Below are 13,879 nucleotides of genomic sequence, written 5' to 3' on the forward strand. Positions count from 1 at the left end.
GGCAAAGGTCTTTTCGGTCAAATCGCAGGCGGCAGGCATCAGCCCGCCTGCTTCATCTTCTTGGCGCGGGCTTCGGTTATCCCGTAGGCCACCGTTCCGATCACCAGAGGAATGAGATAGTAAATCGCCCGGTAGGCCAGCAAGGCGGCCAACAGGGCAGAGGCCGGCATCCGGTCGCCCAGCATGGCGATAAACACCGCTTCGAGCACGCCCAGGCCCGCGGGCACGTGGGTCAGCACGCCGGCCACCGCGCTCATGAGCAGCACCGTCAGCACGGCGGTGAATTCGATCTTCTGCTGCAACAGCAAGTAGATGATGCTGGCCATCACGGACCAGTTCACCACCGAAATCACGCACTGCGTTGCCGCCAGCCGGAAGCTGGGCAGCGTCAGCTCCTGCTTGCGGATCGTATAGGTGCGCTTCTTGGCAAACGCACACAGACAAAAATACACCATGGCGATCGCCAGCAGCGCGGCGCCCAAGACCTGCAGTGCCGTCGACCCGACCTTCCATCCGTCGGGGACATCGATCGGCGCGAACAGGAACGCGGCGCCGCCCAGTACGAAGTAGCCCAGCCAATTGGTGATCACGCTCAGCGCATACACCCGCGTGATGACGCCCTTGTCCAGGCCCAGCCGCGTGTACAGGCGATACCTGAAGCCCACGCCGCCCACCAGCGCACCCAGGTTCAAGGTGAACACATAGCTGATGGACGCAACCAGCAGCACTTTGAGCTTGCTCAATCCATGTCGGGTATAGAGGCGGCCCAGCAGGTCGAAGGAACTGAACAGCAAGTGGCTGGCCGCGGCCAGCAGCACCGCGAGCGCCAGCGTTGACGTCTTGTACGCCGTGATGGATTCGCGCACCTCTCCCCATTCCACGGACCTGGCCTGCGTCACCAGCAACCAGATCACCAGGATGAAGAAGACCCCTGTCAGTAGCCGTTTGGCCCAGGGCCACCAGGGGTTTTTGGCGCCCTGCCCGGCTTGCGGATGCACCGCTTCGGTCATGGCTGACGCCCTGCGATCACGATTCGCATGTGGCCCCCCGCTCGGTATCGGCCTTTTCGGCCAGCGCCTGCGGAGGCGGCGTCACGCGCGCCAGACGTGGCGTGTGGGCCGGCAACCAGCCTATCCACGCCGGGAAACGGCGCAGCACGTGGAACACCAGGAACCCCAGCGTCAGGCGCCAGATGGAACGGCGGCGGCCGGGTTCCGGCTCGATCTTCTTGCAGTGGTGGGCCACCAGATACTGCAACCGTTCGCGCAGCACGGCGTTGAACGGCTTGTCACGAATGATCAGATTGGCCTCAAGGTTCAACGAGAGGCTGAGCGGGTCCAGATTGCTCGATCCCACCGTCGACCATTCATCGTCCGCGTAAGCCACCTTGCCGTGCAGGGGCCGTTCGCAATATTCGTAGATGGTCACGCCCGCCGACAGCAGGTAGTCGTGCAGCAGGTGCGCGGCTACCTTCACGATCGGCATGTCGGGCTCCCCCTGCAGGATCAGGGTGACCTTCACCCCCGCCTGGCCGCCTTGGCCAGGTCCCGCAGCAGCCGGTATCCGGGAAAGAAATACGCATTGGCAATCGTGATCTCCTGCCGCGCGGCGCGGATCGCGATGCGGTAATGCTGTTCGATGTCGGTGCGATGGCGATCGTTGTCGCGCGTCACGAACAGCGTCTGGGCGTCGCCCGCCGTCTCGCGGTTCTGCGCGACCGGCGGGGTATCGGCACGGCCCCGCCAGCGCCGGCGGCGGTCGGGTTGCGTCAGCACCGCACGCGCAAACCGGTGGATGGTGTCAACGATCGGGCCTTCGACTTCGACCGCATAGTCCTGCTTGGCCTGCGGGCCGAAATCGCCCAGGTGCTCGGCGGAATAGTTGATGCCGCCAATGAACGCGATCTCGCCATCGACCACGACGATCTTGCGATGCATGCGCCGGAACACGTTGGTCCGCATCCCCAGCACCTTGGGGCGGGGGTCGAACTGATGGAAGCGCACGCCTGCCGTCGTCAATGACGCCAGGTACTCGGGCGTCAGTTCACTGGATCCATAGCCGTCTACCGTCACCAGTACTTCGACACCGCGGCGGGCCGCTGCGATAAGCACATCGCGCAGTTCGTACCCCACCTTGTCTTCAAACAGAATGAAGGTCTCGAGCAGCACTTCCTTCTTGGCGTTCGCAATCGTTTCGAACACACGTGGAAAGAATGCCTCGCCGTTTTCCAGCAGGCGGATCCGGTTGCCCGGCACCCATTCCCATTTCATAGCGTCAACTCCGCGGCCAGCGGCGCATGGTCCGACAAATGGGACCACGGGCGCATGCTCAGCGCCACCGGCTGGTGAATGCGCACGTTGCGCACATAGATGCGATCGAGCGCGAGCAAGGGAAAGCGCGCCGGAAAGGTCTTGCGCTCGCGCCCATGGGCTTCGACAAACACCTCTTCCAGGCCGGCACCTTGCTTCAGGATCTGCCCGGCGCGCATGCGCCAATCGTTGAAGTCGCCGGCGATGATCAGCGGCGCGTTGTCTGGCACTTCGGCGCGGATCAGTTCGCACAGCATCTCCAGCTGCTGCCGGCGGTGCCCTTCCTGCAGTCCCAGGTGAACGCAGATGGCGTGGATCTCGATATCGTTCGGCCCTTTCAGCACACAGTGCAACAGGCCGCGGCGCTCCGGTCCGCTGATCGATGCATCGCGGTTCTCGTAACGCAGGATAGGAAACTTCGACAGCAAGGCATTACCGTGATGGCCCGCCGGATAGACGGCATTGCGGCCATAGGCGAAATCCGTCCAGATGGTGTCGGCCAGGAATTCGTACTGCGAGACCTCGGGCCAGTTGGTGTAGCGGTTCGAGTGTTTGTCATGCGTGCCGAGCACTTCCTGCAAGAACACCACGTCGGCTGACACATTGCGCACGGCATCGCGCAGCTCATGCAAAATGAACCGCCGATTGAAAAAAGTGAACCCCTTGTGCGTGTTGACCGTCAGGATGCGGATGGTCAAGGGCTGGGTAGTCTCCGACATAAGCCTCGCTCGGTAAAAGTGGCACGACGGGGCTGCGCAAAAAACATTCCTGCTCAGCAATAAGGGAGTGTCCAGCCAAGGCTCAGGACGCGCGGCGATCACCCTGCAGGCCGCCGGCCAGGATTTGCGCCTTGATCAGTTCCATCGTGCCCTGCGCAAGCCGAGTCAGGGGCCGCTGCGCCGACGAAGCGATCACCAGACGGCTGACGAGATTCGGCGCGACGATATGCGCGGCGCGAAGGTTGGGTCGCTGCGCACGGCCAAAGATGGCATTACGGGACAGGATCGCGTAGCCCATGCCCCGGTCGACCAGGTCCAGCAGGGACTCAATGGAATCGACTTCGAGCGTGATGTTCAGTCTGACGCCCAGCCGCGCGCATTCCACTTCGGCCAGATTCCGCAGCGCGTTTGGCTGGCTTGGGACGATGACGGGCCACGCGGGCAGGTCGGCCATGGGCACTTGAGCGGGCATGGGACGATGGGGCACGTCGGCGCCGATCAGATACAGGTCTTCATCCCACACGTGTTCGGTGATGACCTGCTGGCTGATCGGCGGGTTGTACAACAGCGCAAAGTCTAGGCGGCCAAGCAGCAGCCATTCATGCATCGACACCGTCAGCGCCTCGATCACGCCCAACGACGCCTTGGGGTAATGCTCGCGAAACTGCGTCACCAGATTCACGGTCATGGCCTTGCCCACACTGGGCGGCATGCCCACCACCACTTTGCCGCTGGGCGACGCGCGCCGCTCTTCGACTTCCTGTTTGGCCAGCTCGACCTGGTGCAGGATGCCCCTGCCGCGTTCCAGCAGGCGCTTGCCCGCATCGGTAGGCGCAACCCCCGGCCATTGCGCGACAACAGATGTTCCTTCAGTTCGACTTCGAGCTGCCTGACGTGGCGGCTGACCACGGGTTGCGACAGATTCAGGGTGATGGCTGCCCGGGTGACGCTGCCCAGTTCGACGACGCGGACAAAGCATTCCAGCTGCCGCAGATCCATGGTGTGCTCCAATGATGACCCTTCGAGAGAGGATCATTCGTTTTAAACATAACAGATAGTAGAGGATTGTCTATTATGAAGGATGATATGGGTCCACAATCGAGGTATTGACGACACCTTTGTCGACGACAATTCAATTCGAGAAGGTCGGCAGGACCGTGCTCCGCACCAGATCCGCGCCGGCGTCCATCAAAAGAGGAAGACATGAAACGCTCTATGCTCGCCCGCCTGTGCGCAGGCCTTGCCCTGGGAATGATCGCTACGACTGGCGCCATTGCCCAGGACTACCCCACCAAACCCCTGCGCATCGTCGTGCCTTTCGGCCCGGGCGGCGTGGCGGATGTGACCGCGCGCGTGGTGGCGCAAGGCCTGGCGGAAAAGCTGGGCAAGGCCGTCGTGGTTGAGAACTATCCCGGCGCGGGCGGCATCAGCGGCGCGCAGAACCTGCTGCGCGGCGACGCCGATGGCTACAGCCTGTTCCTGGTCAGCAACCAGAGCGCCGTCAGCCCGTCGATGTTCCGTTCGCTGCCGTACGACCCCGTCAAGCAATTCCAGATGGTGTCGCTGATCGGTTCGTTCGACATCGTGGCTGCAGTGGATGGCAAGAGCCCGGTCAAGACCATTGCCGACGCCATGGCCAGCGCCCGCAAGAACCCCGATGGCTTCAACATCGGCACGATCGGTGTCGGCAGTACGCAACAACTGTCGGCTGAACTGTTCCGCACCACGTCGGGCCTGAGCGTGCCGGTTGTCCCCTTCAAGTCCAGCGGCGAAGTGCTGTCTGCGGTTCGCGGCAACAACGTCCAGGTCATGTTCGAAACGGTGCCGGCCATCATCGGCAACATCAAGAGCGGCGACCTGCGTGTGATCGGCATTGGTTCGGCCAAGCGCAACCCCATGTTCCCGGACGTTCCGACCATCGCCGAATCGGGCGTGCCCAATTACGTCGCGACCTCGTGGAACGGCATTGCCGTCAAGACGGGCACGCCGCCCGCCATCGTCGCGACCCTGAACAAGGCCGTGCGTGAAGTGGTGGCCGATCCCGCTACCAACAAAAAGCTGACCGAACTGGGCCTGACGCCGCAAACGACCACGCCGGAAGAGTTCTCGAAGTACCTCGTCACCGAAATCGACAAGTGGCGCAAGGTGATCGACACGGCCAAGATCGAAAAGCTCATGTAATGCGTGATGCCTCGCGTCCGGGCAGACCGGGCGCGGGCATCGTGTTTCCCGTATTGGTTTACCCGCCCGCGGGGTGATGCCGCGCTTTCCCTCGCGCCCTGTCCCCGGGTGGTGCAGTCCGCTTTGCCCCCATTCAATTCGCCGCCGGCACCTCTCCGGCGCGCGCCATTCCACCATTCTCAGTGACCTCGGAGTTGCCATGATCGGAGTCGCAGTCAAGAACAAACCCGCCCTGCCCGAAGGCGCCGCCGCCAAGCTGGCCAAGCTGGGCTCGGCAACGGTGCACGAAGCCATGGGCCGCGTCGGCCTGCTCAAGCCCTACATGCGGCCGATCTACCCGGGCGCATCGATCGCTGGCGGCGCTGTGACGGTACTTGCCCAGCCGGGCGACAACTGGATGCTGCACGTGGCGGTCGAGCTGTGCTCGCCGGGCGACGTGCTCGTCGTGGCCTGCACCACCGACAACAGCGACGGCATGTTCGGCGACCTGCTGGCAACGTCCCTGCAGTCGCGGGGCGTGGTTGGCCTGATCATCGATGCGGGCGTGCGCGACATCGCGACCCTGCAGGACATGAACTTCCCGGTCTGGTCCAAGGCCGTCAACCCGCGCGGCACGGTCAAGGCCACGCTGGGTTCGGTCAACATTCCCGTCGTCTGCGCCGGCGGCCTCGTCACCCCGGGTGATGCGGTCGTTGCGGATGACGACGGCGTGGTGATCGTGCCGAACAGCCAGATCGCCGCCGTGCTGGCCAAGGCCGAAAAGCGCGCCTCCGAAGAGGAAGGCAAGCGTGCGCGCCTGGCGTCCGGCGAGCTTGGCCTGGACATCTACAAGATGCGCCCCAAGCTGGAAGAAGCCGGGCTCAAGTACTACGACTCGCTGGACGACCTGCCCAAGTAATCGCCCGGTGGACGGCAGGCGCCAGCCGCCTGCAGCCTGCCCTGTCGGCGGTCACGGTCGTCCGGTTCGTTCTCAGGACGGCTAGCAGCACGCCGCGGAGCAGACCGCCTGGTCCACATGCCTTGTGTCGCCCGCCGTGTCGCTTCAAGGCTGGCTTGATCCGCCTGCCTTCGCTCCTCCATCCCCTTCCGTCATTTCAGTCATTTCAGGACCTCGTCATGAAAACCTGCGCTGCTCCCGATCCCAATCCCGTCAAGCCACGCGAAGCCCTGCCCGCGGGCGCCTGCGACGCCCACTGCCACGTGTTCGGCCCGGCCGCCGTGTTCCCGTACGCCGACGACCGCAGCTATACGCCGCCGGACGCTCCGTTCGAACAATTGATGGCCCTGCATGACCACCTGGGTCTGTCGCGCGCCGTGATCGTGCAGGCCAGCTGCCACGGCACCGACAACACCGCCATGCTCGACGCCATTGCGCGCAGCGGCGGCCGCTATCGCGGCGTGGCCATCGTCGATGGCGACACCACCGACGAAGAACTGCAAGCCCTGCATGACGGCGGCGTGCGCGCCGTGCGCTTCAACTTCGTGCAGCACCTGGGCGGCGCCCCGGACCTGGACGTCTTCGACAAGATCGTCGGCAAGCTCAAGCCCCTGGGCTGGCACGTCGTGCTGCACCTGGACGCGCAGGACATCCTGACCTACAGCGACCGCATCAATCAGATCAACGTGCCCTTCGTGATCGACCACATGGGCCGCGTGCAGGCCGCCAAGGGCCTGGACCAGGCGCCGTTCAAGAGCCTGCTCGAGCTGATGAAGAATCCGCTGGCGTGGGTCAAGGTGTGTGGCGGCGAACGCGTGTCGGTGGGCAAGCGCCCGTTTGCCGATGCCGCGCCGTTTGCGCGCGCACTGATCGAAGCCGCGCCCGACCGCGTGCTGTGGGGCACCGATTGGCCGCATCCAAACATCTCGAAAGACATGCCGAATGATGGTGAACTGGTCGACCTGATGCTGGACTTCTGCGACACGCCGGAACTGCGTCAAAAGCTGCTGGTGGACAATCCGCAGCGCCTGTACGGATTCGACCCGCTGTAAGGCTCTGGGGTGGCGCGCCCCGGTGCGCTGCCTGACGTGCCGACCGTGCTGCCTGTCTTGCGCAGTTGGCAGCACCTGCTTTTCCAGACGCCCGCCCGGTGTAATGCCGCGGTGGGCGTCGTCGTTTCAGATGTCGTTGGTTGCGATGGCGTTGGTTGCGATGTCGTCGTTCGAGGTGGGGTACTCGAGATGTCTTTGCCTAGGGTCTGATTGTTCCAGGCGTCGTCGGTAACGGGCCCGCCTAGCGCATGACCAGTCCGCCATCCACGAACAACACCTGCCCCGTCATGAACCGGCTCCAGTCCGACGCCAGGAACAGCACGGGTCCGGTCACGTCTTCGGGCGTGGCGATGCGCCGCAAGGGCGTCTGGCTTGCGATCTGTTCGCGGATCGATTCGCGCGTGCCGGCGCTGGCATCCGTGGGCCATACCAGGCCAGGCGCCACACAATTGACCCGGATGTTCGACGGCCCCAAGTCCGCGGCCAAGTGCCGGCTGAAGCCCGTCAACGCGGCCTTGGCCGTGGCGTAGTCGTGATAAGGCACGACCGGTTGTTCGATCAGATCACTGGCAATATTGATGATGCTGCCGTTTGCCCGCTCGCGCATGTGCGGCAACACGGCCAGGCACACATTGCATGCACCCTGCACCGCGCCATCGAACTGTTCGCGATAGGCGGTCCAGTCCAGCTCCGCAAAGCGGCGGCGCGTGTCCGGATCGAAGCGATAGGGGCGGAACGCATTGTTGACGACGACATCTATCTTGCCGGCTTCGAGCACCACCTCGTCCACCATCGTCTGCACAGCCTTGGCATCAGTCACATCGGCTTTGACGGCCCACGCGTCACCGCCCGCGGCAATGCACCGGTCCACCGTCGCACCCGCCGCCGCGTCGTTCTGCAGATAGTTGACGGCAACAACGGCCCCTTCTCTCGCAAAGGCCGTGGCGATGGCCGCGCCAATGCCGCGGCTTGCGCCGGTCACCAGTACGACCTTGTTCTTGAAGTCCATCAGCTGGCCTTTGTGTGGAAAGAATCGAGGTTGTGTTCAGTACTTCAGAATGGCTGCCTGCAATGGCGGCGAGTGCCAGGCCGCGCGTGGCTGGTCATTGATGCATGCGTTTTGCTCGCGCTTGGCACGGGCCGCCGCGTAGGGTGTTCACGGCTTCGCGTACGTTCACCTTGGCGACAACAGGTCCGTGCCGATCACATCCCGAATGCGAATGTCGCGCTCGATCAGCCCCAGCTTGCGATACGCGTCGGCGGCAGCTTGCAAACTCTTCTCGTCCAGGGTGCCCAGCCCGCGTTCCTTCGTCAGCGTCGACACGGCCGATCGGTTGCGGATATCAATTATCTCGCGATTCAACGCGGGATCCTGCCCGTCAATGGCCCGCTTCACGGCCAGTTGCGCGGCTTCGGCCGGCTGATCGATCATCCACTGCGCACTGCGGCGAAAGCCCGCCAGAAAACGGCGCAGCATATCCTTGTTCTGCTGGTACGTCGACTCGCGCACCACGAGAATGTCGCTGGAATAGTTCAGGTAGTCACCCACTTCGATCACCTGCGGGTCACGCACGCCGCGGCGGCGCGCCAGGGCCAGGCCCGTATCGGTCGCGGCGGTGGCGTCCACCTGCCCCTGAATCAGCGGCGCAAAGTTCAACAGCCCGGTCACCACCACGGTCACGTCGTCCTTCTTCAAACCCGCCTGCTGCAGCAGAATCTGCAGGTTCTGCAGCGTGCCGCTCGACAGGCTGTAGACCCCGACTCGTTTGCCCTTCAGGTCGCCGGGCTTGCGGATATTGCTGGCAGGTAGCGACACGACGTTGAACACGTTTTGCGGGTAGATGTCGTACACCGCCCGCAGCTTCTCGCCCTTGTCCAACGCCGCGAAAAACGAACCCGGATCGGTAAACGCGATGTCTGCCTGACGACTGAGCAGATTGCGCAGGGCATCGCCACCGCCCGCGCCGGGAAGGTAGTTCAGCGCCAGCCCTTCGCTACGGAAAAAGCCTTTCTCTTCTTCGACGAGCAGGTGCGTGATTTCGGTGATTGGCTTGCTCCACCCGGCCAGCGTGAAGGGTCGCAGTGCGGTGGGCTTGGCCGGCGCGGCCGGCGCAGCCTGCGCGTGCGCGGCTGTCGTCGGCATCAGCGCCAGCGTCAGCGCGTTCATCGACGTCAATGCGGCAGCTGCCGCCAACGCGCCGGTGCGGCGCAGGAATGTTCTTCTCATCGTTCAAAGTCCTTAGGTTCAGCTTCCTGGCGTCAACGGGCCGACATAGCGGCGCAGCAGGAACTGCTGCAGCCCGACCACGGCGTGATACAGCAGCAATCCTTGCACGGTGATCAGTGCCAGTACGGCAAACATCAACGGCGTATCCATTGATCCCTGCGCGGCAATGATCAGGGCGCCCAGGCCCACGCTGCCGCCAATGAACTCACCCACCACCGCACCCACCAGCGCCAGCACCACCGCCATGCGCAGCCCCGCCAGAATGCCGGGCAGCCCCGTCGGCACCTTCAGCCGCCACAACGTTTTCCAGCGCGAGGCGCCCAGCATGCGGAACAGTTCCAGCCGCGCCGGGTCCGCCTGGCCGATCCCCGTCAGCGTGCTTTCCAGCAACGGAAAAAAGCACACCAGCGCCGTAATCACGACCATGGGCAAGGTGCCAAAGCCCAGCCACACCGTCAGCAGCGGCGCGAGCGCCAGCTTGGGCATGACCTGACTCGCAACGACATAGGGCATGACCACGCGGCGCACGAACGCCGACTCGCCCAAGGCAAGTCCGCAGGCGAAACCAATCGCCCCGCCCAGCGCCAGGCCCAGCAACACTTCCATCGTGGTCTGCCAGATATGCGGCAAGAAGTAGCCTGTAGAAAAACCGCGGTACAGCGACGCGGCCACGACACCCGGGGATGGCAGGACAAGCTGCGACCAATCGAACACCGTGACTGCCCCCTGCCACAGCAAAAGGGCAGCAAGCAGGAGCCCAATCGACCACAGGCCGGGGAGCGGAAGACCGCATGCGCGCCCGATGTTGCGTCGCGCTTCGATTGTCCGGTCATCCGACCATCCTTACGATCGCAGCGCGCTCACCCGCTTCCATCACCTCGCGCAGTTGCATGCAGACCGCATTAAAATCGGCGCGATGCCGCACACCAGACATTCGCGGCCGGCCCACCGTGACAGGAACATCGCATTGCAGCCTGCCCTGCTCCACCACCATGACACGATCACCGAGATACACCGCCTCGGCAATGTCATGCGTCACGAACAGCACCGTCACGCCCTGCGTGGCGCATACCGCCAGCAAGGCATCCTGCAAGGCCTCGCGCGTCAACGCGTCGAGCGCAGCGAACGGCTCGTCCATCAACAGCAGGCGCGGCCTGCGCAGCAGGGCCCGGGCAATAGCGACGCGACTCTGTTGCCCGCCGGATAGTTGATGAGGAAAACGATGCAGCAGCTCTGCCAGGCCCAGTTGCGCGAGCAAGGCCCTGGCATCGGCAATGTCGGCGTCGGCGGGCTTGCGATGCAAGGACACGGGCAACAGCACGTTGTCGAGCACATCCAGCCAGGCAAGCAAGGTGGGCGACTGAAACACAAAACCCGTGGCCAGATCGGGCTCGCCTACGGTGTTGCCGTCGACGGTGACCGACCCGGCGTCCGGATGCAGCAATCCGGCGGCAAGCTTGAGCAAGGTCGACTTCCCGCAACCACTGCGGCCCAGCAGGCAGTGGATCGCGCCGGTAGGCACGTGCATGTCGATGTGGTCGACGACCGGGTGCAACGACCCCGCGTACGCGAAGCGGACGTCGTTCATGCGCAGGAACGCGTCGGCACTATCATGCGCTGCGTCGGCCTGGGTAAGCGGCGCGTCATCGCGTTTCATGTCGCCCGTCATCGCTTCAATCACGATACGAGGCATGTGCCTCGGCCAGCGTCTCGGCCGACGCTTCGATGTCGACCATCCGCACCAGATCCAACAGACTGAACCGCCCATCGTGATGCCAGCCCACCTCGGGCGTGGCCATCGATCCCAGGCCGCAGATCCGGGTTGCACCCGCCGCCGCCAGTTGCGGCGCGAGCTGGAACAGACGTTCCGGGCTGGCCGCGACGCCCACGGTCTGCAGATGCGCGCGATGATGCGCGAGCAGCGCCGCCACGTCATCCAGGCGATCGACCGCGACCACGCACGCGCTGCGGTTCAGCGCACTGGGTGGCGGGGGCTGCGGCAGGTCCAGGAAAGCCAGGCTCCACGGCGCGTCCGCCGGGCCGATGATCGACACACGATCATCCTGCATGGCCTGGAAATCGAGCCGCTGACGCCACGCCGCCATGCTGGCCGTCTCTTCCAACGAGAGCGCCCGGCGGCCAAACCGATAGTGCTGCGCCGCCAGCTCGCCCGCCACCAGGTGCGCGAACGCACGCGGCGTCACTTGCGCGCCGCGCTCGACATAGAACACCTGCGGTGAATAGCAACCCTGCTGATCCCACCGCACCATATCGAGCGCCGCCAGCCGCGCGGTGGTCTGCGACTGCCGCGCATCCAGCGCCGATACGGCAACCAGGCCTGCGCTGATCTTGTGCCCATGTGGCAGGAAACGCACGCCGGGCGGCACATGCTGCTGCCACGCGGCCAAAGCCGGATTGCCCCCGTACACCATCAGCACATCGACTTTGCCGCACAGCGCCTGCGCCATTGCCGTATCGCTGCCCGGCCACCATAGCACCGCCAGCGCGTCGGCCAGGCCCGGCTCGACCTCGGCCAGCACACGCGCGAACACGCCGGCAAACAGGGGTTCGTCACTCGACACCTTGCCGATGTTCCCACCCTTGACGAGCAGACCTGCAACCATGCTCCATAAGGGCAAGGCCGGCACATTGCCTGCCCAGACATGGCCCAGCAGACGCGGGCCGTACGCTTTGGTCCAGCCGCCCTTCACGCGTGGGCGAAAGTCATCGAGCAGACCGGGATCGCCAAAGTCTTCGACCAGGAAGCGCAACAATTGCGGCCGGCGGAATGACTTCAATGCGGCGTTCAGGCCAGACCGGACCATTTCGCGATCGAAGCCGGTGATGATGGGCAGCAGTCGTTCCAGCAGTTGGCGGTCGGGGTTATCCACGTCGAGCAGGCGTGCAACGGCACGGTCGATGGCATCCACAACATCCATCACCGGCAGGGTGGCGATCACGTCCTGTGACGACGCGGCCACACGGTCCGCCACGTCAGCGAGTTGCTCGGGTGTCAGCCGTGGCACGGAGAGCTCGACCCGCTCGCCATGTGCTTCGAAGGACAAGATCTCCCACCCCATGGCGTTCGCGGCAAGACCGGGGACGTGGCACGCAACAGCGGTCAAGGGTGGACGCAGCGTGGACGAAGCCGATTTGGATCGGCGACCAAAACGTGCGAGTCCGCCACTTGCACCGTCCACCCTGCCGGCAACCGCATTGTTGCGCTGCTCAACCATCGACACCGAAGGCGCGCCCGCATCCTGCGACACGTTGGCCCCCGCGTTGCCGGCCTTGCTCATGCCCGCGCCGCCTGCAGAAACGCATCTACCGCCATCGAGCATCCCTTGGCCTGCGCGCCTTCCGCCCGGCCCAGCAGCAGAAACCCGCCATCCACCGTGATGCCCACGTCTTCCGTCAGGATCGAGGTAACCGAATTGAAGTTGGCCAGATCGCAATGCGTCAACACACCCCGCTCGCCCTTCGGCACATCCAGCCCCGTCAATGGGTCCACCGTACGCGACCGTATCCAGTGCGGCCCGGACTTCACCGCCGGCAACGTGGCATTGCCATCGTCATAGAACTGCGTGCTCAGTTCCGTCATGCCGTACATATTGATGCACCACTCGGCCGGCACCCCGAACATCTCGGTCAACTGATTGTAGAAATCATCCATCGCCAATTCGCGCGACTGGCCCTTGAACCCGCCCGTATCGAACAACCGGCTGCCCGGCGGCAGCTTGACCTTGACGCCCTGCTCCCGCAGCGCATCCATGGCATGCACCAGGCTGTAGCTGGCGCCCAGCAACGCATAAGGCTCGCCCTTCTGCGCGACGTCCAGCAAGGTCTCGCGCAACGCGTCGGCATCCAGCCCATCCGGCCCCACAAAGTAGGCGCTGTCCTCCGTCCCGAAATGCGTCCTGGCCAGCTCAAGATAGTGAGCCAGCGACGAATTCGGCATCATCGCTTCAGTCGGAAACACGATACCCATCCGCATGCGAGGCGCGCCGCGCATCACGCGCTCGGCAAAGTGCCGTCGCATCGACAGGTCGTACACCCGCAGGTGGGGATGGTAATGACGGCCCTTCACATCGCCGCGCGTGGTGCCGCTGGTCATGAACACGCGCTCGCACTGATCAGGCGGCACGCAGCTCAGCGTCAGGTCTTTGAAGGCGTTGATCGGCACGGCGGGAATGTCGCGCCAGTGGCGCACCGTGCGCGCCGTCTTGCCCTGCTGCTGGCAGTAGCGGCGAAAGGCGGCGTTGTGCTGGAACTGATGGCCGAACAGGCGCAGCGCCAGCGCGTTGAAGGCAGCGTCGGCGGCGGCGTCGGCCGCATCGTCGACCTTGGCGTCAGCCGCCTGCGGTGTATCGATGAATGCGAGGAGATCCACGAGCAGGTCGGGCGATATGCCCGGTGCGGCGGGGTCGGCGTGTGTCACAGGGTGCCTCGTTGGA

Annotated in this window: 13 protein-coding genes and 1 pseudogene; 3 read left to right on the plus strand and 11 right to left on the minus strand. The window is 64.3% G+C overall.

Annotation, left to right across the window (positions count from 1 at the left end):
* Positions 1-38: 38 nt before the first annotated feature.
* The 5 genes and pseudogenes from ACNANG_RS02810 to ACNANG_RS02830 form a co-directional block, all read right to left on the minus strand.
* Positions 39-1,010, minus strand: a complete 972-nt coding sequence (locus ACNANG_RS02810) for a lysylphosphatidylglycerol synthase domain-containing protein (RefSeq protein WP_420225899.1) — start codon at positions 1,008-1,010, stop codon at positions 39-41.
* Positions 1,011-1,026: 16 nt separating this feature from the next.
* Positions 1,027-2,270: pseudogene (gene clsB / locus ACNANG_RS02815) on the minus strand (cardiolipin synthase ClsB).
* Positions 2,267-3,028, minus strand: coding sequence for an endonuclease/exonuclease/phosphatase family protein (locus ACNANG_RS02820; protein WP_420225900.1), 762 nt, complete (start codon positions 3,026-3,028; stop codon positions 2,267-2,269). Before ACNANG_RS02820 ends, clsB begins: the two are co-directional and overlap by 4 nt.
* An 82-nt stretch (positions 3,029-3,110) precedes the next feature.
* Positions 3,111-3,740, minus strand: coding sequence for a LysR substrate-binding domain-containing protein (locus ACNANG_RS02825; protein WP_420225901.1), 630 nt, complete (start codon positions 3,738-3,740; stop codon positions 3,111-3,113).
* Complete coding sequence (locus tag ACNANG_RS02830; RefSeq protein WP_420225902.1) at positions 3,713-4,027, minus strand: LysR family transcriptional regulator; 315 nt, start codon at positions 4,025-4,027, stop codon at positions 3,713-3,715. The genes ACNANG_RS02825 and ACNANG_RS02830 overlap by 28 nt, the downstream gene beginning before the upstream one ends.
* Before the next feature lie 204 nt (positions 4,028-4,231).
* Between ACNANG_RS02830 and ACNANG_RS02835 the strand changes: the two genes are divergently transcribed.
* The 3 genes from ACNANG_RS02835 to ACNANG_RS02845 all read left to right on the plus strand — a co-directional run bounded on the left by ACNANG_RS02835 (position 4,232) and on the right by ACNANG_RS02845 (position 7,198).
* Positions 4,232-5,209 carry a Bug family tripartite tricarboxylate transporter substrate binding protein gene (locus ACNANG_RS02835; protein WP_420225903.1) on the plus strand — a complete coding sequence of 326 codons (978 nt, stop codon included), beginning with the start codon at positions 4,232-4,234 and terminating at the stop codon, positions 5,207-5,209.
* Between the two features lie 199 nt (positions 5,210-5,408).
* Positions 5,409-6,107 (plus strand): 4-carboxy-4-hydroxy-2-oxoadipate aldolase/oxaloacetate decarboxylase, encoded by a 699-nt coding sequence (locus ACNANG_RS02840; RefSeq protein ID WP_420225904.1) that lies wholly within the window; start codon positions 5,409-5,411, stop codon positions 6,105-6,107.
* A gap of 218 nt (positions 6,108-6,325) precedes the next feature.
* Complete coding sequence (locus tag ACNANG_RS02845; protein WP_420225905.1) at positions 6,326-7,198, plus strand: amidohydrolase family protein; 873 nt, start codon at positions 6,326-6,328, stop codon at positions 7,196-7,198.
* Between the two features lie 241 nt (positions 7,199-7,439).
* Here ACNANG_RS02845 and ACNANG_RS02850 read toward each other — a convergent pair whose 3' ends face one another.
* From ACNANG_RS02850 to ACNANG_RS02875, 6 genes are all read right to left on the minus strand, one after another.
* A complete protein-coding gene (locus ACNANG_RS02850) occupies positions 7,440-8,207 on the minus strand; it encodes a 3-oxoacyl-ACP reductase (RefSeq protein ID WP_420225906.1) in 768 nt (255 codons plus the stop codon).
* 165 nt (positions 8,208-8,372) lie between these two features.
* On the minus strand, positions 8,373-9,425 hold the full coding sequence (locus tag ACNANG_RS02855; protein WP_420225907.1) for an ABC transporter substrate-binding protein: 1,053 nt from the start codon (positions 9,423-9,425) through the stop codon (positions 8,373-8,375).
* Between the two features lie 18 nt (positions 9,426-9,443).
* Positions 9,444-10,139 carry an ABC transporter permease gene (locus tag ACNANG_RS02860; RefSeq protein WP_420225908.1) on the minus strand — a complete coding sequence of 232 codons (696 nt, stop codon included), beginning with the start codon at positions 10,137-10,139 and terminating at the stop codon, positions 9,444-9,446.
* 115 nt (positions 10,140-10,254) lie between these two features.
* Positions 10,255-11,118 (minus strand): ABC transporter ATP-binding protein, encoded by an 864-nt coding sequence (locus ACNANG_RS02865; RefSeq protein WP_420225909.1) that lies wholly within the window; start codon positions 11,116-11,118, stop codon positions 10,255-10,257.
* Positions 11,099-12,724, minus strand: a complete 1,626-nt coding sequence (locus ACNANG_RS02870) for an acyl-CoA reductase (protein WP_420225910.1) — start codon at positions 12,722-12,724, stop codon at positions 11,099-11,101. Before ACNANG_RS02870 ends, ACNANG_RS02865 begins: the two co-directional genes overlap by 20 nt.
* Positions 12,721-13,863, minus strand: a complete 1,143-nt coding sequence (locus ACNANG_RS02875; protein ID WP_420225911.1) for a long-chain fatty acid--CoA ligase — start codon at positions 13,861-13,863, stop codon at positions 12,721-12,723. Before ACNANG_RS02875 ends, ACNANG_RS02870 begins: the two co-directional genes overlap by 4 nt.
* Between the last annotated feature and the right edge of the window lie 16 nt (positions 13,864-13,879).

The organism is Pigmentiphaga litoralis (assembly GCF_048632615.1).
Taxonomy (GTDB): Bacteria; Pseudomonadota; Gammaproteobacteria; order Burkholderiales; family Burkholderiaceae_B; genus Pigmentiphaga; species Pigmentiphaga litoralis_B.